Here is a 20,085-nt window from a genome sequence, read left to right as displayed (position 1 = left end):
GCATAGCACAGGACGCAGCCGGCTGCTCCCCCGTGGCCCGAAACGGGACGGTAGCGAGGGGGCCGGTCAGCCGTTATGCTCGCCATGACGCGCTTTAGGTGGAAGGACTTTCGTTGAACGCGGACCTGCCCAAGGGCGCGACGACCCGCCAGGACCTTGCCGCCGAGGGGATCGCGCTCGTCGCGAGCCATGGCGAGGCGGCGCAGGCGGCGGCGGCGATGCTGCGCCGGCGCTATCATTTCGCCGACGAGCGGCAGGCGCGGATCCTGGTCGCGCTCGGCGGCGACGGGTTCATGCTCCACACGCTGCACCAGATGCTCGACGGCGGCGAGGCGATCCCGGTGTTCGGGATCAACCGCGGCACGGTCGGCTTCCTGATGAACGAGTGGCGGCTCGACTGCCTCGGCGAGCGGATCGCGAACGCGCGCCGGATCGAGGTCGCGCCGCTGACGATGCGCGCCGAGACGATCCATGGCGACGAATGGACCCATGCCGCGATCAACGAGGTGTCGCTGCTGCGCGAGACCCGGCAGGCAGCGAAGATCGAAGTGCTGGTAAACGGGCGCGTGGTGCTGCCCGAACTGGTCGCCGACGGGGTGCTGGTGGCAACGCCCGCGGGGTCGACCGCCTATAATTTCTCGGCGCGGGGACCGATCCTGCCCTTGTCGGCCAATCTCCTCGCCTTGACCCCGATCGCGCCGTTCCGGCCGCGGCGCTGGGCGGGCGCGATCCTCCCCGACGAGACGCGGGTCACGTTCAACGTGATGGAGCCGACCGACCGGCTGGTGGCGGCGGTGGCCGACCAGTTCGAGGTGCGCGACGTCAAGTCGGTCGAGGTGAGCCTCGACCGGGCGCGGCCGCTCACCTTGCTGTTCGATCCCGACCAGGCGCTCGACGAGCGCATCGCCGCCGAACAGTTCGCGACCTGAAGGCGCGCGGCAAAAAGAAACGCGCTTCGGCCTTCGCCAGTGCACAAACAGCCTTGCAAAGCCCCCACCCCTGCGCCATAGGCCCGCTCGCCCAAGCAATCGTTCCCCGATAGCTCAGCGGTAGAGTAGGTGACTGTTAATCACTTGGTCGTTGGTTCGAATCCAACTCGGGGAGCCATCTTTCATCGCCGGATCGACGCCGCGGGCTGATTGCCGCGGCCCCGATCTGTCCGGCCTTCAGGCCTTGGCGAGTTCGGCTTCGGGATCCTTCACATAAGCGTCGGGATCCTTGTCCACCGCCTTGGCGTCGTGGCGATGCTTGCTGACATAGGCGATGAACTGGATGCCGAGCGCGTGGCGCTCGTCGAGCGAGGCATGTTCGCGAAAATCGGCGAGGCCCTGGCGCTCTTCCTCGGCGAGGTGCTTGCTGTTCTCCTCGTCGGCCTTGGTCACCGCTTCGAACCACTTGTCCGAGCCGACCTTCTCCTTGTCGACCGCCTCGCCCGCGTCGCGGATCTCGTTGTGGTCCTCGATCGCGTCCTTGGTCTCGTCCTTCGCGCTGTCGGCGTCGGCCTCGCCCTCGCCCACCTCGAGCAGGCGCGGATAGAGGAAGCGCTCCTCGGCCTCGGCATGGGCGTCGAGGAGGCCCTTCAAGGAATTCCAGACGGCGCTGAGTTCGTCGGGCTTGGCGCCGCGCATCTGCTGGAGAAGCCCGAACAGGCGGCGCTGCTCCTGGTGCTGGTCGAGAACGAGGTCGGTAATGTCCATGGTTTAGGCTCCGGAACGTTTCCGGATGAACGCCCGCCCCGCGCGCTTTGTTCAGGCTGGACTTGAGACCTAGTCGATCGCCGCCATCAAAGTCGCATTGCCGCCCGCGGCCGTGGTGTCGACGCAGGTCACGCGCTCGGTCGCGAAGCGCGCGACATAGTGCGGACCGCCGGCCTTGGGGCCGGTGCCCGACAGCCCCTCGCCGCCGAAGGGCTGGCTTTCGACCACCGCGCCGATCTGGTTGCGGTTGACGTAGAGGTTGCCGACGCGCGCCCTCGCCTGGACCTCGGCATGGACGGTGTCGATCCGGCTCTGGAGGCCGAGCGTCAGGCCGTAACCGGTCGCGTTGACCTGGTCGATGACCTTACCGAGCTCGCCCGCCTTCCAGCGGATGACGTGGAGGATGGGACCGAAATGCTCGTCGGTCAGCGCCGACAGGTCGGGCAGCTCGGCGATGACGGGGGCGACGAAGCTGCCCTTTTCGGAGCCGGCGGGAAGGGCAAGCGTGGCGGCGACCTGGCCGGCGGCGCGCATCTCGGCGACATGGGCGTCGAGGCTGGCCTTGGCGTCGGCGTCGATCACCGGGCCGACGTCGGTGGTGGGAACGCGCGGATCGCCGATGGTGAGCGCTTCCATCGCGCCCTTGATCATCGTCACCATCGTGTCGGCGACGTCTTCCTGGACGAACAGGACGCGGAGCGCAGAGCAGCGCTGGCCGGCCGACTGGAAGGCGCTGGCGACGACGTCGCGGGTGACCTGCTCGGGCAGCGCCGAGCTGTCGACGATCATGGCGTTCTGCCCGCCGGTCTCCGCGATCAGGGGGACGATCGGGCCGTCGCGCTCCGCGAGCGTGCGGTTGATCGCCTTGGCGACCGCGGTCGAGCCGGTGAAGGCGACGCCGGCGGTCAGCGGATGGGCGGTCAAGGCCGCGCCGACCTTGCCGTCGCCGACCGCGAGGTGGACGACATCCTCGGGGATGCCGGCCTCGTGCATGAGGCGAATGGCGAGGGCGCCGATCAGCGGTGTCTGCTCGGCAGGCTTGGCGATCGCGGTGTTGCCGGCGGCGAGCGCGGCGGCGACGGGGCCGGTGAAGATCGCCAACGGGAAGTTCCACGGCGAGATGCAGGTCCAGACCCCGCGGCCGTGGAGGCGAAGCTCATTGGTCTCGCCCGTCGGTCCCGGAAGCCGGTGCGCGCCCGTGAACAGGCGGCGCGCCTCGGCGGCGTAATAGCGGAGGAAATCGACGGCTTCGCGGACTTCGAGGATGGCGTCGGGAAGCGCCTTGCCGGCCTCGCGGATGCAGAGCGAATAGAAGTCCTCGCGGCGCTCCTCGAACAGGTCGGCGGTGCGGTCGAGGAGGCGGGCGCGGGCCTCACCGCCAGCCAAGTCCCAGCCCTGCTGCGCGGCCGCGGCGCGGCGGAGCATGGCGTCGATGTCGGCGGTCGTCGCCTCGATCGCCTCGCCGACGACGAGGTCGTGGTTGAAGGGCGAGGTGACGGCGGTGCGCGGGCCGGTCCCCTGCCCTGCCGTCCAGCGCTTCGTCTCGAGCACCGAGAGGCGGCCGAGCAAGGGTTCGAGGATGGTGGGGTCGGTCAGATCGCAGCCCGAGCTGTTGCGGCGGGCCGAGCCGAACATCTCGCCCGGGCAGGGAATCGCCGGATTGCGGCGCGGCTGCATGGCTTCCAGCTGCGCGACCGGATCGCGGATGAGGTCGCCGACCTGCACCTCGGCATCGGCGATGCGGTTGACGAACGAGCTGTTGGCGCCGTTCTCGAGCAGGCGGCGGACGAGATAGGCGAGCAGCTCCTTGTGGCTGCCGACCGGCGCATAGATGCGGACCGGGGTCTGCGGCTGGCCCATCTGCTTCTCGAGCTTGACCAGGCCCTCGTAGAGTTCCTCGCCCATGCCGTGGAGGCGCTGGAACTCGAACGGGGTCGAGCCCGCGAGCGCCTTGATCGCGCCGATGGTGGTGGCGTTGTGGGTGGCGAAGGCGGCGTAGATGGCGTCGGATGCGCCGAGAAGGACCCGGGCGCAGGCGAGGTAGGAGACGTCGGTCGCGACCTTGCGGGTGAAGACCGGATAATCGTCATAGCCGCCGACCTGCGCGACCTTGATCTCGCTGTCCCAGTAGGCGCCCTTGACGAGGCGGACCATCAGCTTGCGGCGGTGCGCGCGGGCGAGTTCGACGACCCATTCGGCCACCGGGCGCGCGCGCTTGGCATAGGCCTGGAGCGCGATTCCGAGACCGGTCCAGCCGTTCGCGAACAGCGCGTCGTCGGTGATCAGTGCCTCGAGGCAGTCCATCTGCAGTTCGAGGCGGTCCGATTCCTCGGCGTCGATGGTGAGATGGACGTTGGCGGCGCTCGCCTGCGCGGCGAGTTCGCGCAGCACGGGAATGATGACCGCCTTGGCTTCCTCGGCGTGGAGCGCCTCGTAGCGGGGGTGCAGCGCGGACAATTTGACCGAGATGCCGGGCGAGCGGACGACGCCTTCGCCGGCTTCGCGGGCGATGCGCGCGATCGCGCCGCGATAGGCGTCCGCATAGCGGTCGGCGTCGGCCATGGTGCGGGCGGCTTCGCCGAGCATGTCGAAGCTGTGGCTCAGCCCCTTCTTGCGTTCGGGCGCGGCGCGGGAGAGCGCTTCGTCGATCGTCCGGCCGAAGACGAACTGGCCGCCGAGGATCTTCATCGCCTGGCCGACCGCGGTGCGGATGACGGGCTCGCCGAGGCGGCCAACGGCGCGACCCAATGCGGCCTTCCAGCTCGAGGTGCGGTCGTCGGCGGCGTCGAGCACCTTCCCGGTCAGGAGGAGCGAGAAGGTCGCGGCGTTGACGAAGGGCGACGCGCTGTCACCGAGCTTCTCGGACCAGTCGGGGCCCGACAATTTGTCGCGGATGAGCTCGTCCTGGGTCCCCGCGTCGGGGATGCGCAGCAGCGCCTCGGCGAGGCACATGAGCGCGATGCCCTCGTCCGAGCCGAGGTCGTAGGCGTGCATGAACGCGTCGAGGCCGGCGGGCTTGGCGCCGCGGACATGCCCGACCAGCGCGCGGGCGATCGCCTCGGCCTCGCGTTCGAGCGCCGGGCCGAGTTTCGCCTGGACGAGGCGCTCGGCGACCACCTGCTCCTCGTCGCGGCGGTAGTCGCGGCGCACGGCCGAACGATCGAGCTGGGCGGCACGGACCGGCGCGGAGATGTTCATGTCAGCGCCTCAGGCCAGCTGCCCGTGGCAATGCTTGAACTTCTTGCCCGACCCGCACGGGCACGGCGCGTTGCGGTTGATCGGCTGGGCGAGCGCGCCCTCGGGAAGGTCGGGCTGCGGGATGTTGAGCGCCTGGCCGTCGCCGGCGATCAGCCCGCGTGCGGCGGCGTCGAGGTCCATCGTGTCGTCGAAGCCCGACAGCGGATCGAGGTGCTGCGTCAGGAAGGCCGGAAGCTCGGGCAGCGGCGGCGGCTCGAGCGCGACCTGCGCACGCATCAGCGTCTTGGTCACGTCCTCGCGGATCGCGACCAGCAGCCGCTCGAACAAAGCAAAGGCTTCCTGCTTATATTCGTCGATCGGCTTCTTCTGCGCGTAGGAGCGCAGGTGGATGACCTGGCGCAGTGCGTCGAGCGTCGCCAGATGCTCCTTCCAGTGATGGTCGAGCGTCTGGATGAGGATGGTCTTCTCGATCTCCTGCCAGCGGTCGGGATCGACCTCGCTGGTCTTGGCGACCATGATCTCGTTGGCCTCGGTGCTGATGCGTTCGATCATCAGCTCCTGGTCGATCGCCTCTTCCTTGAGCCAGTCATCGACCGGCGGCTGGAGCCCGAGCACCTCGTCGAGGCTCTCCTTGAAGCCGGGGATGTCCCACTGCTCGGGATAGGTGCCCGGCGGGCAGTGCGCGTTGACGAGGCTCTCGACCGTGTCGGCCCGCATGTCGGTGACGACGTCGCTGACGTGCGCCGAATCCATGATCTCGGCGCGCTGCTCGTAGATGACCTTGCGCTGGTCGTTCATCACGTCGTCGAATTCGACGACCTGCTTGCGGATGTCGTAGTTGCGCGCCTCGACCTTCTTCTGCGCGGTCTCGATCGCCTTCGAGATCCACGGGGAGACGATCGCCTCGCCGTCCTCGAGGTTCTTCTCCATCAGTCGGGCGAAGGCGGTCTGCGGGCCGAAGATGCGCAGCAGGTCGTCGTCGAGGCTGAGGTAGAAGCGCGACAGGCCGGGATCGCCCTGGCGGCCCGAACGGCCGCGGAGCTGGTTGTCGATGCGGCGGCTCTCGTGGCGCTCGGTGCCAAGGACGAACAGCCCGCCATTGGTGCGCACCTGCTCGCGCTCGGCCTGGACTTCCTGCCGGATGCGCTCGATCGCGGCGTCGCGCTCGGGGCCCTCGGGCATGTCGGCGAGCTCGTCGCCAACACGGAACTCGACGTTGCCACCCAATTGGATGTCGGTGCCGCGGCCGGCCATGTTGGTGGCGATGGTGACCGCGCCGATGCGCCCGGCCTGCGCCACGAGGTGGGCTTCCTGCTCGTGGAAGCGGGCGTTCAAGACCGAGTGGCGGATGCCTTCCTTTTCGAGGAATTCGCCGAGCAGCTCGCTCTTCTCGATCGAGACGGTGCCGACGAGGACGGGCTGGCCCATCTCCTGCCGCTTCTTGATCTCCTTGGCGATCGCGGCGAACTTGTCGTTGATGTTCTTGTAGAATTCGTCCTCTTCGTCGATCCGCTTGACGTCGACGTGGGTCGGGATCGAGACGACGTTCATCTTGTAGATGTCGAAGAATTCGGGCGCTTCGGTGAGCGCGGTTCCGGTCATGCCCGAAAGCTTGGGATACATGCGGAAATAGTTCTGGAAGGTGATCGAGGCGAGCGTCTGGTTCTCGGGCTCGATCTGGACGCCTTCCTTGGCCTCGACCGCCTGGTGGAGGCCGTCCGACCAGCGCCGTCCGTCCATCATGCGGCCGGTGAATTCGTCGATGATGACGACCTTCTCGTCCTTGACGATATAGTCGATGTCGCGGCGGAACATGGTGTTCGCCTTGAGCGCCTGGTTGAGGTGGTGGACCACCTGCGTGTTGGCGATGTCGTAGAGGTTGGCGCCTTCGATCAGGCCGGCTTCCTCGAGCAGGCGCTCGGCCTTTTCGGTGCCCTCCTCGGTGAGGACGACGCTGCGCTGCTTCTCGTCCTTCTCGTAGTCGCCCTCGACGAGTTGCTTCACCAGCGCATCGACCTTGATGTAGAGGTCGCTCTTGTCGTCGGTCGGGCCCGAGATGATCAGCGGGGTGCGGGCTTCGTCGATCAGGATCGAGTCCACCTCGTCGACGATGGCGTGCCAGAACGGCCGCTGGACCATCTGGTCGCGCGAATATTTCATGTTGTCGCGCAGATAGTCGAAGCCGAGCTCGTTGTTGGTCGCGTAAGTAATGTCGGCATTATAGGCCGCGCGGCGCTCGTCCTCGTTGAGGTTGGGCACGATCACGCCCACGGTCAGGCCGAGGAAATTGTGGACCTGCCCCATCCACTCGGCGTCGCGGCGGGCGAGATAGTCGTTGACGGTGACGACGTGGACGCCCTTGCCCGGAAGCGCGTTCAGGTAGGTCGCGAGCGTCGCGACGAGGGTCTTGCCCTCGCCGGTGCGCATCTCGGCGATCTCGCCGCGGTGGAGCGCGATGCCGCCGATCATCTGCACGTCATAATGGCGCTGGCCGAGCGTGCGCTTGGCTGCTTCGCGGACGGTGGCGAAGGCTTCGGGGAGCAGGTCGTCGAGGCTGGTGCCGTTGGCGAGGCGCTGGCGGAAGATGACCGTCTGGTTCTGCAGCTCGGCGTCGGTGAGCGCCGAAATCGTCGGCTCGTGCGCGTTGATCTGCTCCACGATCTTGCGGAGCTTGGCGACGTACCGGTCGTTGCTCGAGCCGAACAGCGACTTGGCCAGCGATTGCAGCATCAGACTTCCTTTGGGGCGCGAGGGCAAGGGTTCACACGCCCGCGCGCGAGCGTTTTCAAGTGCCGGGCGATGTAGGGTTGGGGGTGGGGACAGTCAACGACCGATCCCACCCCGGCCGGGTGCCGGCAAGAAGCCCTAGAGGACGCCTTCAAGCCAGGCGGCGAGCTGGCTCTTGGGAAGCGCGCCGACCTTCTGCGCGACCGGCTCGCCGTTCTTGAACAGCAGCATGGTCGGAATTCCGCGAACGCCATACTTGCCGGGCGTATCGGGGTTCTCGTCGATATTGAGCTTGGCGATGGTGACCTTGTCGGCGTGGGTCTGCGACAGTTCCTCGAGCGCCGGGGCGATCATCTTGCAGGGGCCGCACCACTCCGCCCAGAAATCCACCAGCACGGGCTTGTCGGCGCCGAGGACGTCGGTGGCGAAGCTCTGGTCGGTGACGGTCTTGGTCATGGGACGAAACTCTCCTGATTCGGGTTTCCGCTCATATGGGTCGGCGACCCGACATCCTCAAGCGCCACCGCGAACAGCGCCGGCGCCTCGCTGTAGAGCAGTGCCAATTCGATACGGCGAGCGGGGAAGATGACGGAGAGCGCCCGGCCATAGGCCTGCATCTGGCGGCGGTGGCTGTCGGGAATGGCGGACGCGCTGCGCGGGACGCGGCGGCCGGTCTTGAAGTCGACCACGCGGACTGCCTCGGACGTGACCAGCAGGCGGTCGACGGTGCCGACGACGACGGTGCCATCGGGAAGCGTCGCGGCGATCGGCGCTTCGGCGAGCGCATCGGGCGCGAACAGCCCGGCGTGCGCCGGGTCCTCGATCACGGCCAGCACCGCATCGACGAGTTCGGTCCGGCGGGCGAAATCGGCGATTCCGCCGACGGTCTCGAGCCAGGCGAGCGCGGCCTGGCGGCGTTCGGAGGGCGGGGTCGCGGGGAGGCGTTCGAACAGCGCGTGGAGGAGCTTGCCGCGCTCGGCGGCGGCGGCGAGTTCGGGGGTCGGCGGCGGGCGACTGTCGGTGTCGGCGACGAGCTGCGAGGGCGACAGCGGGCGCGGCGGTCGCGCTTCGGTCGGCGCGGGGGCCCTCGCCCAGGCCGGAACGGTCACCGCGGCGGCGGCGACGTCGGCCTCGTCGGCGACCGGCGTCACCGCATCGCCGGCGCTGTAGCGCAGGATCCCATGCTCGTCGGGGGCAATCCCCTGCCCCGCCATCGCCTGGCTCACGACATGGTGCCAGCTGTCGGTCGAGAGTTGTTTCGACGGCTCGATCCCCGCGACGATCAGCCGCTCGCCGGCCCGCGTGAGCGCGACGTAGAGCAATCGGAAATGCTCCTCGAGCTCGCGCTGCTTCTCGGCCGCGTCGATCGCATCGAACGGGGGGACGAGTTCGCTCTTGCGCGGGCGGAGCACGGGGAAGCGGCCGTCGGGGCGCGGCACGTCGAGCGAGGGGCTGATCCCGCCGAGGTCCTTGGGATTGACCGTCGCGTCGGCGAGGATGACGAGCGGGGCCTCGAGCCCCTTGGCGCCGTGCACGGTCATGATCCGGACCGCGTCGGCGCGGCCCTCGGGATCGCGCTTCAATTCGAAATCGCCCTGTGACAGCCAGGCGAGGAATTGCTGGAGCGAAACGGTCTCGGCGGCTTCGAACTGGATGGCGGCGGCGACCAGCTCGTTGATCGGGTCGCGCGCCGAGCGGCCAAGCCGGCCGAGCAACTTGCGGCGGCCGTCGAGGGGACCCGAGAGGATCGTCTCGAGGAAGGCGTGGGGGCCGGCATAATCGGCCATGCCGAGGAGCGCGCCCAAGGCGTCGCGGGCGGCGCGGAACAACGGGGCCTCGTCGGCGCGGTGGCCGAGTTCTTCCCACAGCTTGCGGCGCCGTTCGCCCCCGGCGAGCGCGTAGAGATCGTCCTGGCTCCAGCCGATCAGCGGCGAGACGAGAAGCGAGGCGAGGTTCAGATCGTCGAGCGGCTGGACCGCGAACCGGATCGCGGCAAGCAGGTCCTGCACCGCGAGCGGCTCGGCAAGGATCAGCCGGTCGAGGCCGGCGGTCGGCACCTTGCGCTCGAACAGGCGCGCGACAAGCAGGGCGGCGGGCCCGCTCGACCGGCTGCGGACGAGGACGAGGATGTCGCCGGCGGTGAGCGGCCGGCCGGTCGAGGCGAGCACCGGCGCGCGCTCCAGCTCGGCGGCGATCCAGTCGGCGAGCTGGCTGGCGTAGCGGCGCTTGGTCTCGTCCTCCCAGCTCTCCTCGTCATTGTCGTTGTCGGCGCTTTCGTCGGGCGCATCGCTGAACGGCGGCCAGACTTCGACCGTGCCGGGACGCGCGGCGTGGAAGGCGCGATGCGGCTTGCTCGGCTCGGGCAGGCCGACGCGTTCGTGGCCGAGATCGCCGAGCACCCAGTCGACGACGTCGAGCACCGCCTGGGCCGAGCGGAAGCTCTTGCTGATCGAGAGGTTGCGGAAGGGGAAACGGCTGCTCCTAGCGCGCTGCTCGAAGTCGGCGCGGGCGCGCTCGAACTCGGCCGGGTCGGTCCCCTGGAAGCCGTAGATCGCCTGCTTGAAGTCGCCGACCATGAACAGGGTACGATGCTCGGGGCCGGCCCCCTCCCCGCCCCAATATTCCTCGACCAGCGCGCGGACGATCGCCCATTGCGCGGCGTTGGTATCCTGCGCCTCGTCGACCAGCAGGTGGTCGGTCCGGCGGTCGAGCTTGAAGCGGATCCACTCGGCGATGCCGGGCTGCTCGAGGAGATTGCGCGACCAGCGGATGAGGTCGTCGAAATCGGCGACACCCTCGGCAAGCTTGGCTGCGGCATAAGCGTCGGCGAAGCGGCGACCGGCGCGGAGCCCTGCGGCTAGGAGTGGCACAAGCTCTTCGGCGGCGAGCATCTGCAACAGTTCGGCGACGGCCTCGGCGAGGCGGTCGCAATGCTCCTGCGTTTCGGGGCGAATCTTGAGCACCCCGCTCTCGACCTTCCGGCGCTCGCCCGACTTGGTGAAGAGGACGGCCGACGCGAAGTCACCGAGCGTCGCGCAGCGCTCTTCGGGCGAGCGGGCGAGCCAGGCGTCGACCGCGGCGGCCTTGTCGCGCCCGGTCTTGGTGTTCCAGCCGCGGAAGGCCTCGGCGACGGCGGACATGAGTTCGCAGTCGAAGCGGCTGTCGTGGCAGCGCTCGGCGACGATCTCGGCGGCGCTGCGCTCCTCGAGGCCGACGGCCTTGCGGAGGATCGACGCGACGTCGCCAAGCTCGGGAAACAGCGCCATGCCCTCGACCGAGGAGGCACAGCGTCGAAGATACTTGCGCACGTCCTCCTCGCCGAGCCGGGCGGCGATCACCTCGAGGTCGGCGAGGAAGGCGCGGTCGCCCGAGTCCGATTGCTCGGCCAGAGTGGCGAGCGTGCGCTCGACCAGCGCCTGTTCCTCGCGGCCCTCGATTGGGCGGAAGCCGGGCGTGATCCCCGCCTCGGCCGGGAAGGCGCCGAGCAGGGTCTGGCAGAAGCTGTGAATGGTCTGGATGCGCAGCCCGCCGGGGCAATCGAGCACGGTCGCGAACAGGCGCCGGGCCCGCGCGCGGGCGGCATCGTCGGGATCGAGGCCGAGCGCGCGCAGTTCCTCGTCAAGCGCCGCTTCCTGCAGCCCCACCCAATGCGCGAGGCGGCCCCCCACCCGCTCGGCCATTTCGGCGGCGGCGGCCTTGGTGAAGGTGAGGCAGAGGATCGATTCGGGCGCGGCGCCCTCGAGCAGCAGGCGCAGTACCCGCGCGGTCAGGACCTGCGTCTTGCCGGTGCCGGCGCTGGCCGAAAGCGCGGCATGGATGAACGGGTCCGCGGCGGCGGCCTGGTCGGCATCGAGCGGCTTGAGGGAGAGGACACGCGACATGCTGCCGGCTCGTCATAACGCTTCCGCTTGGCCGCGCCATGCGTTTATGAGGCGCGCGACGCATCAGTTATTCGACGGGAGTGAGCAATGGCCGAGGACGCCAAGAAGAGCGGCAGCGAAAAGGAAACCGAGGGCCGCAACTTCAAGGCCGGGATGGCGGTCGGGATCGGCTCGGCGGCGATCGTCGCGGCGCTGCTCTATGCCCGCTCGGGCAAGCCCAAGAAGAAGAAGTAAGGCTCAGCTCCGGCCGAGCCACTCCTCGAGCCGCATCAGCTGGTCGTAATCGCCATATTTGGCGAAGCGCGGCTGGAGCTTGGCGGTGAAGGGCGACGAGCCAGTGAGCCAGCGCTCGGCCGCGGCGGTGAAGTCGGCGCGGGCCTGCGCAAGAAGCGCGTCGGCGGTGCCGACGGTCTGGACGTAGCCGCGCGCGTCGCTCCGGTCCTCCTTGGCGAGGCTCCAATATTCGTAGAGGCCCGGCGCGCCCTTGAGGTCGCCGAAGCCGCCGGCTTCCGCGATCAGGCCGAGGAGGCCGAGTTGCAGCGCGAAGCCCGCCTCGACCTGCTTTTTGGCGGGCGGCTTGCCGGTCTTGAAGTCGAGCACGGCGAGGCTGCCGTCGGCGAGCCGGTCGATCCGGTCGGCGCGGCCCTTCAGCTTGACGCCCGCGACGAGGGCCTCGCCATCGACCTCGGCGCCGGAGGGCCGGCGGCCCTCGGCCTGGTTGGCGGTCTCGAACTCGGCGAAGCGCTCGATCGCGGCGAGGAGGCGCGGACCCCACAGCGCGCGCATCAGCGGGTGGATGTCGTCGGTGGCAAGGAGTTCACGGGCGCGCGGCAGGAGCTGCGCGGGTGCGCACTGGTCCTCGCCGAACCACAGTTCGAACAGGCGGTGGACGGTGGTCCCCTTCCACGCGGCGTCCTGCTCGGCGTTGAGCGGATCGAGCGCGCGCAAGCCGAGCATCGCCTTGGCGTAGAAGGAATAAGGGTCGGCCTTGAGGCGATCGAGGTCGGTGACCCGGATGGTCCGCGGGCGCTGGGCGACCGGCGGCGAGGGACGCGGGCGCTCGGCCGGGACTTCGCGCAGCGGCTCGTCGAGCGCGGCGGCGAGGGCTTCGAGGTGGTGGTCGCGCGGCAGCCCGCCGGTCAGCGCTTCGAGCCGCAGCAGCAGGCGCGAACTGACGGTCGGCGAGCGGCCGTCGCGGCGGGCGCGGGTCAGGAGCACCGTGGGCGCGCAGAGCAGGCTCGCGAAATCGTGGGCGGACAGGCCGATGCGAAGCTCGGGTCCGGGCAGGCCGAGCTTGCGGCGAACCTTGACCGGGAGCCACGGATCGGGACTCGGCGGCGCGGGCCAGCTACCCTCGTTCAACCCGGCCAGCACCATGAGGTCGGTCTTGATCAGTCGGGCCTCGAGGAGGCCGAGGATGCGGACCCGCGGGTGCTGGCCATAGGGGGGGCGGATCGCGGTCTCGTCGAACAGCGTGCGGAGCAGCGGCACGGCATCGTCCTGCCCGACCGGCAGGCGCGCGGTGCCGGCGCTGGTCTCGAGCGCGGCGAGGAGGTCGGCGGCGGCGCGGCCGGCGGGCCCGCTCCACAAGGCGTCCCCGCACAAGGCGGTGCCGAGTTCGCGCAGGCCCGTGGCGAGGCCGGCGAGCGTGGTGCGCTCGCCCAGCAGCGTGTCGAGCGCGGCCACGGCGGGACGCACCCGCTCCCACGCCTTGGCGCCGCGCTTGTCGGGATCGGCGAAGAAGCGGTCGAGGCCGGTGAGGCCCGCGAGCGGCCGGGGTCCGCGCAGCGCCAGGTCGAGCGCGCGGACGTCGTCGCGCCACGACTGGCGGGCATCCTCGTCGGCCGAGCGGACGAGCGGATGGCCGAGCAGAGAAAGCAAGGCGACCGGGGCGAGACGTTCGGCCCCCGCGCGGGCCAGCGCGAGGAGGAAGGTGCCGGTCGGGGTCAGGCCGAGCGGCGTGCCGGCGCTGTCGTCGGCTTCGATCCCCCAGCGCTTCAGATGCTCCCCGACGCGGCGCGCGAGCTGGCGGTCGGGGGTGACGAGCGCGGCGGTGCGCTCGGGTGTTTCGAGGGCCTCGCGGAGCTTGAGCGCGATCGCCTGCGCCTCGGCGGCGGGATCGGGAAGGATGGCGAGCTGGACGTTGCCGAGGCGGCGATCCTCGGGCGATAGGCTGCGCCAGCCGTGGCTGAAGGAGGCGGCGGTAAGCGCCTGGGCGGCGGCGCGGCTTCGCTCGGGGCCGTCGGATGCGGCGCTGGCGGCAGGCCAGGGCTGCACCTCGGCACGGGCGATCCCCATCCGTCCGAGCAGGAGCTTCAAATGATATTGCGGGTGGGTCGGCTCGGGCCGGCCATCCTCGTCGCGCTCGCCGCCAAGCGCCTCCCATTGCTCGTCGGGAAGGAGCGCCGCGTCGGCGAGGCCGGGCAGGACCACCGCGCCCTCGGGCATGGCGGCGATGGTCGCGAGGAGCCGTGCGACAGCGGGGGCGGCGGTGGTGATGCCGGCGGCGATGGTGAAGCCCGTCGGCGGATTGCCGCGCCAGCGCCGGGCGGTCGCCTCTAGGAGCCGATTGCGGCGCTCGGTGAGTTCGATTCCCCCGAGCGCGGCGCGGCGCTCGGGCCAGCGGTCGAGGAGGACCGACAATTGCCGCAGCGCGCGCTGCTGGTGCGCGGCAAGGTCGCCGTTCTCGACGAGCTGGGCGGCCAGGTCGGCGGGGCTCTTCTCCTCGACGAGCAGCTGGTCGAGGGTCCGGGCGAGCTCGCCCGCGAGGCGCCAGCTTTCGGCGGTGCCGCGGCCGCCCTCGGCCTGGATCAGCACCGCAAGCTCGGCATGGCGGGTAAGCGGATCGATCGCGGGCGGGACGGGCGTGGCTCCAACCGGATCGAGCGCCCCGCCGACCCGCTCGTCGAGCGCACTATCGCCGATCGGGATCAGCCGGGGGAGCAGCAGCCCGGCGCCGCTCGCGCGGACGAAGGCCTCGGTGACCGAGCGGACAGCGCGGGCATTGGGAAGGAGGATCCGGCCGCGCGCGAGGGCCAGCGGATCGCCCGCGTGGCGACGGACCAGCTCGATCGCGAGGGCGTCCGCGAAGCTCGCCTCGGCCGGGATGGACCAGACCGACGGGCGGGCGCGATCACTCGCGCTCAAGCGCTTCCTCGGTGGCGCGGATCGCGCCCGGGGTGCCGACGTCGAACCACAGGCCCTGATGGACCGTGCCGAAGCAGCGGCCTTCCTCGATCGCCTTGTCCCACAAGATGTTGGTCGAGAAGGGCCCCTCGGGCGCGCCGTCGAGCAGGCGCTGCGCCACCATCTGGATGCCGGTGAAGACGAAGGGTGCGACCCGGCCCGACGCGCGGCGGCGAAGGCGGCCGGCACTGTCCATGTGGAAGTCCCCCACCCCGCTGTGATTGCCGGCGCGCGCGAGCGGCACGAGCAGCAGCAGGCAATCCATCTTCTCGCTGTCCCACTGGCTGGCGAGGAGCTTCAGCGCATCGGTCGGGCCGTCGACCCAGAAATTGTCGCTGTTGACCGCGATGAAGGGATCGCAGTCGATCAGGGGACGGGCGCGGACGAGACCGCCACCGGTCTCGAGGAGCTGGTCGCGCTCGTCCGAGATGGCGACGTCGAGATCCTTCACGCGGGCGTGAAGATGCGCCTCGAGGCTGTCGGCGAGATAGTGGACGTTGACGACCACCCGCTCGATCCCCGCGGCGCGAAGCCGGTCGAGGACATGGTCGAGGAGCGCCTTGCCCGCGACCTCGACGAGCGGCTTGGGCCGGGTCGCGGTCAGGGGCCGCATGCGCTTGCCGAGGCCCGCGGCCATGACCATGGCGGTGCGGGGCACGGGCGCGGCGATGTCGGGCCGGATTCGAAGGGCCCGGCGCTGCTGGGCGGTCACGCGACCTCTCCCGACCATACGGAGGACACGGCGCGGGCTTCTTGCGGTACGTTCACGTCGAACCAGGCTTTCACCGGCGCGAGGCCCGGCGCGGCAAGGTCGCGTTCGAGGAGACCCCACATGCGCGGCTGGAAGCGGCGGTAGCCGGGCTTCGCGTCGCGCTTCCACAAGCGGCAGAAGACGCCGAGGATGCGGGTGTTGCGCTGGGCGGCGAGAGCCCAATAGGCGCGCTCGAAGGCGTCGCCCTGGCCGGTCGCGGCGATGTAGCGGTCGAGCATCGCGCGCTCGACGGACGGATCGACGTCGCGGCGCGCGTCCTCGAGGACCGAGGCGAGGTCATAGGCCGGGTGGCCGGCAAGCGCGTCCTGGAAGTCGAGCAGGCCGAGGTGCGAGATACCCTCGCGGCCCGCGACCAGCATGATGTTCTCGGCGTGGAAGTCGCGCAGCACGGTGACCGGGCCGAGGCCGTCGGCGGCGACGGGCGCGAGCACCTCCTCCCAGGCGGCGCGGTAGGATGCGCGATCGACCTCGATCCCGACGGCTGGCGCATACCAGTCGGGGAACAGGTCGAGTTCGGCCAGCCATTCGGAAAGGCCGTGCGGCGGCAGGCCCCCCATCGGCGGGTGGCGGTGGAGGTCAACCAGGAGATCGGTAGCGAGGGCGTAGAGATCGCTTTCGCGATGCGCGGCCTCGTCGAGCGTCTCGCGCAGGCGCTGGTCGCCGAAATCGCCGAGCAGCAGCAGGCCCGCGTCGAGGTCGCGAGCGAGGATGTCGGGCGCGCTGAAGCCGCGGCCGCAAAGCCATTCGGCGACCGCGATGAAGGGTCGCGGATCCTCGTGCGGCGGGGGCGCGTCCATCAGCACGGCGGCGCCATGCTCGGCATGGTGGACGCGGAAGTAGCGGCGGAAGCTCGCATCCCCGGCGAGCGGGCGGATCGCCGCCCCTCCCCACCCGGCGCGGGCGAGGAAATCGTCGGCGGAGGACGGCGGAATCATGATGCTGGGAGCGGCGGCGGCCATCGCCCTTCCCAAGTCTCTGGCAGCCCCCAAGTCAAGGCACGGCGGCCATCGGGCATGACTTCGAGCGACAGGTGGAGTGCCTGGGGCCATGCGCCGGGTCCGGCGTGCTCGGGCCACTCGACCACCAGCGCGCCGTCGAACAGCACGTCGTCGAGCCCGATCTCCTCGAGCTCGGCAGTATCCTCGATGCGGTAAAGGTCGGCGTGGTGCACCGGGAGGCGCAGCGCTTCATAGGGCTGGACGATGGCGAAGGTCGGTGAAGGCACGTCGCCCTCGTGCCCCAATGCCGCGAGAAGACCGCGCACCAGCGTCGTCTTGCCCGCGCCCAGGGGGCCGGCGAGTGCGATGACGTCGCCGGGACGCATGACCGCCGCGAGCGCGCGCCCGGCCGCTGCCATCTCGGGCTCGGTCAGGAGCCACATCTAGCGGCTGCCCCGCGGCAGGGTGATGAGGACGCTCGTCCCCTGCCCCGGTGTGCTCGACAGCTGGACGGTGCCGCCATGCGCCTCGACGAACTGGCGAGTGAGCGGGAGGCCGAGACCGAGCGCCGCTTCGCCGCGGCTCTCGCCGAAGCGGGTGAAGCGTTCGAACACGCGGGTCTGGTGCTCGGGCGCGAGGCCGGGACCGGTGTCGCTGATCAGGATTTCGGCGTTGGCCGGATCGCCGCGCGTCACCAGCCGCACTTCGCCCTTGTCGGTATAGGCGATGGCGTTGCGCAGGACATGCTCGAGGCTTTCGCGGAGCCGGCGGTGGTCGCCCTGGATCGAGCCGGTCCCCTCGCCGATCACGACCTTGAAGCGCAGCCGCTTGGCCTTGGCCGTGGGCTCCATCCCGTCGGCGACGCTGCGGACGAGTCCGGCAAGGTCGACCCGCTCGCGCTCGAGCACGACGTCGCCCTTGGCGCCCTGGGTGAGGTCGAGGACGTTGTCGATCAGCCGCGACAGGCGCGAGACTGATTCCAAAATGGCGGCGACATAATCCTTGGCCGAGCCGCTGAGATCGCCCGCATAGCCGTCGTTGAGCATCTCGGCGAAGCCACCGATCGAGGTCAGAGGCGTGCGCAACTCGTAGCTCATGTTGGCGACGAAGTCGGTGCGGACGCGGTCGGCCTGTTCGAGCGCTTCGGCACGTTCGCGCAACGCCGCTTCGATCCGGCTCGAGTCGGTGACGTCGACCATGGTGAAGAGCGCGTTGCCGTCGGGCAGCGGCACGGCGGCGAAGGCGAAATGGCGACCGTCCGCGAGGCTGAGACGACCCTGCTCGCCGCGCCGCTCGGTGGTGGCGGTGCGGACCAGTTCGCGCAGCCGCGCGGCGGCGGTCGGATTGACGAGGCGCCCGGCGAAGGCGGGAACGAGCTCGTCGACCCGCGGATGCTCGGCCAGCCATTGCTCGTCGAGGTTCCAGAAGTCGCCGAAGCGCCGGTTCCAGAGATAGAGCCGGCCATCGGACGCGAACACCGCGACGCCCTCGAACAGATTGTCGAAGGTGGCGGTGCGGACGCGCAAGAGCGTGTCGCGCGCGCTCGACAGGCGGACCTGCTCGGTCCGGTCCTCGAAGATCAGGCGAAGGCCGCCGTCGGGCAGCGGCTGGCCGACGACGCGAAGGTGATCGCCATTGGCGAGGATCCACTCCTCCTCGTGCACTTCCTCGGCGCTGGTAAACCAGCCGCGCCGCTCGGCTTTCCATTCGGGGAAGTCGCGGACTTCGGGCAGGCGATGGTTCTCGCGCATCCGTTCGAGCAGGCGGTCGAATTCGGGGGCGTCGTCGAGCCAGTCGGGCTCGATCTGCGAGAGGATGGCAAAGGGCCGGTTGTAGAAGGACAAGGTGCGGTCGGGGTCGAACTGGACCGCGCCAGCGGTCATCCGGTCGGACAGTTCGCGCTGGCTCTCGACATAGCGTTCGAGTTCGCCGCGGGCGTTCTCCAGCTCCTGGATGTCGGTGGCATAGCCCGCGACCGCGCCGTTGGGGAGCGGCACGTCGACGATGCGCAGCGTCCGCCGCTCGCCGCGGATGGTGGCGGGCCGGACCCGCTCGATCGCCGCGCCGTCGGTGAGCGCGCGTGTCGCCCCCTCGGCACCGCCATCGGCAAGTTCGATCCCGCGCGCGACGACTTCCTCGGCGCTGTCGGCCTCGACCGCGGTGACGAAGGCACGGTTGACGAGCGCGAGATTGAGGTCGCCGCCGCGCACCCACATCGGGAAGGGCGCAGCCTCGATCAGGAGGGTGAGCGACCCCAGCGCCTGCTGTGTCGCGGCAAGCTGCGCGGCGGTGTCGGCGCGGCTGTGTTCGGCGGTGCTGCAGTCGGCGATCCACAGCAGGACCGAGCCCGGCGGCGATGGAGGCGGTGCGGGGCCGCCGCGGACTTCGAACAGGCGGCCCGACGACTGGACGCGCACGGTGCGCGCGATCCGGCCGGGCCCAAGCGCGGCGGCGGCGAGTTCGCTGTCGAGCGCGGCGAGGTCTTCGGGCGCGAGGCCGTCGGCATGGCCGAGGTCGGCGAAGTGGCGGGCCTCGGGGCTGCCGAGTTCGCGCAGCAGCGCCGGCTCGGCGTCGATTTCGCGGTCGGGGGTGATGAGCATGGGCCGGCTGGGGGCGGCGGCAAGCAGGGCGCCGATCGCCTTGGCGTGGCCGGCGAGCTGGCGGGCCTGGCGCGACTGGCTTGCCCCGCGCCACGCGAGAAAGGCCGCGATCGGCACCCACAGGGCGGCGAGTGCGAGTGCGACGATCTCGAGCCGAAGATTGAAAATGGTCACCACGCCCGCCCCATGCCGCGCCGACCTTAGGCCCTCCTTCGCATTTCTCCAGCCTCAACAGCAAAACAGCCGCCGGATCGCTCCGGCGGCTGCATGCTGATTCGGACAGGACCCGCGCGGGGCCCGGTCGACGCCTGGCTTAGAGACCCGAGCCGAAGCGGATGCCGAGGCCGAACACGATCTGGTTGCGGCGAACGTCGATGTTGTTCGGCGCGATGATCACGTTCTTGTAGCCACGGTCGAAGACGGTGCGGACATATTCGCCCTTGGCGTAGATGGTCTTGCCGAGGTTGAGCTCGAAGCCGCCGCCGACGTGATAGCCGCCGAGGTTCTCGCTGACGCTGAACAGCTGCGTCGCGGGGATCGCCGGGGTGGTCGGCGTCGCGGCGAACGGGCGGTTGGTGTAGGACGTGCGGACACGACCCTTGGTGTAGCCGCCCTTCACGTAGATCAGGCCGCCGTCACCGGTGGCGATGCCGGCGCGAACGCCCGCGTCCCAGCTGGTGCCGAGCTTGGTGCAGGCCTTGTCGGCGTAGGTGGTGCCGAACACCTTGGTGCGGCACTCGTCGACGTTCGAGGTGTCGAGACCGGCATAGAGGCCGACCACGGCGCCTTCGCCGATCTTGCCGTCGACGCCCGCTTCGAAGCCGACGCTGATGTCGTTGGCGCTGAAGCGGCGGGTCTGCGCGCCGGTCGCCGGCGACAGCACGATCGGTTGGGTCGAGGCGGTCTGCGACAGCTCGAGCTTGGTGCGGGCTTCGTCATAGCCGCCGCGCACTTCGGCGCGGAAATTGATCGACGGCGAGGTCGACTGCGCGAAGGCCGGGGTGGCGACGGTCGCGATCGCGACCGGCAGGATTGCCCAAATCTTCTTCATGGATCTGTTCCTTTGGCGAGAAAGAAGCCCCCGCC

Annotated in this window: 13 protein-coding genes and 1 tRNA gene; 3 read left to right on the top strand and 11 right to left on the bottom strand. The window is 70.0% G+C overall.

Translation table 11 applies throughout. From position 1 onward, the window contains the following. Positions 1-113 precede the first annotated feature (113 nt). Both ABD693_RS09840 and ABD693_RS09835 read left to right on the top strand, forming a co-directional pair. The gene (locus tag ABD693_RS09840) at positions 114-929 is read left to right on the top strand and encodes an NAD kinase (RefSeq protein WP_344696886.1); all 816 of its coding nucleotides are present in this window, start codon (positions 114-116) and stop codon (positions 927-929) included. Positions 930-1,032: 103 nt separating this feature from the next. Continuing rightward, positions 1,033-1,107 (top strand) — tRNA-Asn (locus tag ABD693_RS09835). A gap of 59 nt (positions 1,108-1,166) precedes the next feature. Here the strand turns inward: ABD693_RS09835 and ABD693_RS09830 are convergent. The 5 genes from ABD693_RS09830 to addA form a co-directional block, all read right to left on the bottom strand. Further along, positions 1,167-1,697: a hemerythrin domain-containing protein gene (locus ABD693_RS09830; protein WP_344696885.1), complete on the bottom strand. Its 531-nt coding sequence runs from the start codon at positions 1,695-1,697 to the stop codon at positions 1,167-1,169. A gap of 69 nt (positions 1,698-1,766) precedes the next feature. Continuing rightward, positions 1,767-4,895 (bottom strand): bifunctional proline dehydrogenase/L-glutamate gamma-semialdehyde dehydrogenase PutA, encoded by a 3,129-nt coding sequence (gene putA / locus ABD693_RS09825; RefSeq protein WP_344696884.1) that lies wholly within the window; start codon positions 4,893-4,895, stop codon positions 1,767-1,769. A 9-nt stretch (positions 4,896-4,904) separates the two neighbouring features. Continuing rightward, a complete protein-coding gene (gene secA / locus ABD693_RS09820; RefSeq protein ID WP_344696883.1) occupies positions 4,905-7,625 on the bottom strand; it encodes a preprotein translocase subunit SecA in 2,721 nt (906 codons plus the stop codon). Positions 7,626-7,760: 135 nt separating this feature from the next. Further along, the gene (gene trxA / locus ABD693_RS09815) at positions 7,761-8,078 is read right to left on the bottom strand and encodes a thioredoxin TrxA (RefSeq protein WP_344696882.1); all 318 of its coding nucleotides are present in this window, start codon (positions 8,076-8,078) and stop codon (positions 7,761-7,763) included. Beyond that, a complete protein-coding gene (gene addA, locus ABD693_RS09810; protein ID WP_344696881.1) occupies positions 8,075-11,503 on the bottom strand; it encodes a double-strand break repair helicase AddA in 3,429 nt (1,142 codons plus the stop codon). Before addA ends, trxA begins: the two co-directional genes overlap by 4 nt. An 87-nt stretch (positions 11,504-11,590) precedes the next feature. Here addA and ABD693_RS09805 point away from each other — a divergent pair, with 87 nt between their 5' ends. Next, on the top strand, positions 11,591-11,737 hold the full coding sequence (locus tag ABD693_RS09805; protein WP_344696880.1) for a hypothetical protein: 147 nt from the start codon (positions 11,591-11,593) through the stop codon (positions 11,735-11,737). A 3-nt stretch (positions 11,738-11,740) separates the two neighbouring features. Here the strand turns inward: ABD693_RS09805 and addB are convergent, their stop codons facing one another. The 6 genes from addB to ABD693_RS09775 form a co-directional block, all read right to left on the bottom strand. Beyond that, entirely contained in the window at positions 11,741-14,650 is a 2,910-nt protein-coding gene (gene addB, locus ABD693_RS09800) for a double-strand break repair protein AddB (protein ID WP_344696879.1), read from the bottom strand. Then, a complete protein-coding gene (locus tag ABD693_RS09795; protein WP_344697613.1) occupies positions 14,637-15,332 on the bottom strand; it encodes a nucleotidyltransferase family protein in 696 nt (231 codons plus the stop codon). Before ABD693_RS09795 ends, addB begins: the two co-directional genes overlap by 14 nt. A 65-nt stretch (positions 15,333-15,397) precedes the next feature. Beyond that, a complete protein-coding gene (locus ABD693_RS09790; RefSeq protein ID WP_344696878.1) occupies positions 15,398-16,396 on the bottom strand; it encodes an aminoglycoside phosphotransferase family protein in 999 nt (332 codons plus the stop codon). Then, the gene (gene tsaE, locus ABD693_RS09785) at positions 16,393-16,842 is read right to left on the bottom strand and encodes a tRNA (adenosine(37)-N6)-threonylcarbamoyltransferase complex ATPase subunit type 1 TsaE (RefSeq protein WP_344696877.1); all 450 of its coding nucleotides are present in this window, start codon (positions 16,840-16,842) and stop codon (positions 16,393-16,395) included. Before tsaE ends, ABD693_RS09790 begins: the two co-directional genes overlap by 4 nt. Continuing rightward, positions 16,843-19,173, bottom strand: coding sequence for a sensor histidine kinase (locus tag ABD693_RS09780; RefSeq protein WP_344696876.1), 2,331 nt, complete (start codon positions 19,171-19,173; stop codon positions 16,843-16,845). It abuts the gene before it with no gap. Between the two features lie 139 nt (positions 19,174-19,312). Then, complete coding sequence (locus ABD693_RS09775; protein WP_344696875.1) at positions 19,313-20,050, bottom strand: outer membrane protein; 738 nt, start codon at positions 20,048-20,050, stop codon at positions 19,313-19,315. Positions 20,051-20,085: the final 35 nt, after the last annotated feature.

This window comes from Sphingomonas rosea (assembly GCF_039538065.1).
GTDB classification, from domain to species: Bacteria; Pseudomonadota; Alphaproteobacteria; order Sphingomonadales; family Sphingomonadaceae; genus Sphingomicrobium; species Sphingomicrobium rosea.
The sequence above is the reverse complement of the archived record's forward strand: the minus strand, read 5'-3'. Positions and strand labels throughout refer to the sequence as shown.

Excerpts from the sequence above, each read along its gene's own strand:
- secA (WP_344696883.1), bottom strand. The coding sequence starts at position 7,625 with ATGCTGCAATCGCTGGCCAAGTCGCTGTTCGGCTCGAGCAACGACCGG.
- trxA (WP_344696882.1), bottom strand. The coding sequence starts at position 8,078 with ATGACCAAGACCGTCACCGACCAGAGCTTCGCCACCGACGTCCTCGGC.
- ABD693_RS09805 (WP_344696880.1), top strand. The coding sequence starts at position 11,591 with ATGGCCGAGGACGCCAAGAAGAGCGGCAGCGAAAAGGAAACCGAGGGC.
- ABD693_RS09775 (WP_344696875.1), bottom strand. The coding sequence starts at position 20,050 with ATGAAGAAGATTTGGGCAATCCTGCCGGTCGCGATCGCGACCGTCGCC.
- addA (WP_344696881.1), bottom strand. The coding sequence starts at position 11,503 with ATGTCGCGTGTCCTCTCCCTCAAGCCGCTCGATGCCGACCAGGCCGCC.
- tsaE (WP_344696877.1), bottom strand. The coding sequence starts at position 16,842 with ATGTGGCTCCTGACCGAGCCCGAGATGGCAGCGGCCGGGCGCGCGCTC.
- ABD693_RS09790 (WP_344696878.1), bottom strand. The coding sequence starts at position 16,396 with ATGATTCCGCCGTCCTCCGCCGACGATTTCCTCGCCCGCGCCGGGTGG.
- ABD693_RS09795 (WP_344697613.1), bottom strand. The coding sequence starts at position 15,332 with ATGGTCATGGCCGCGGGCCTCGGCAAGCGCATGCGGCCCCTGACCGCG.
- ABD693_RS09830 (WP_344696885.1), bottom strand. The coding sequence starts at position 1,697 with ATGGACATTACCGACCTCGTTCTCGACCAGCACCAGGAGCAGCGCCGC.
- putA (WP_344696884.1), bottom strand. The coding sequence starts at position 4,895 with ATGAACATCTCCGCGCCGGTCCGTGCCGCCCAGCTCGATCGTTCGGCC.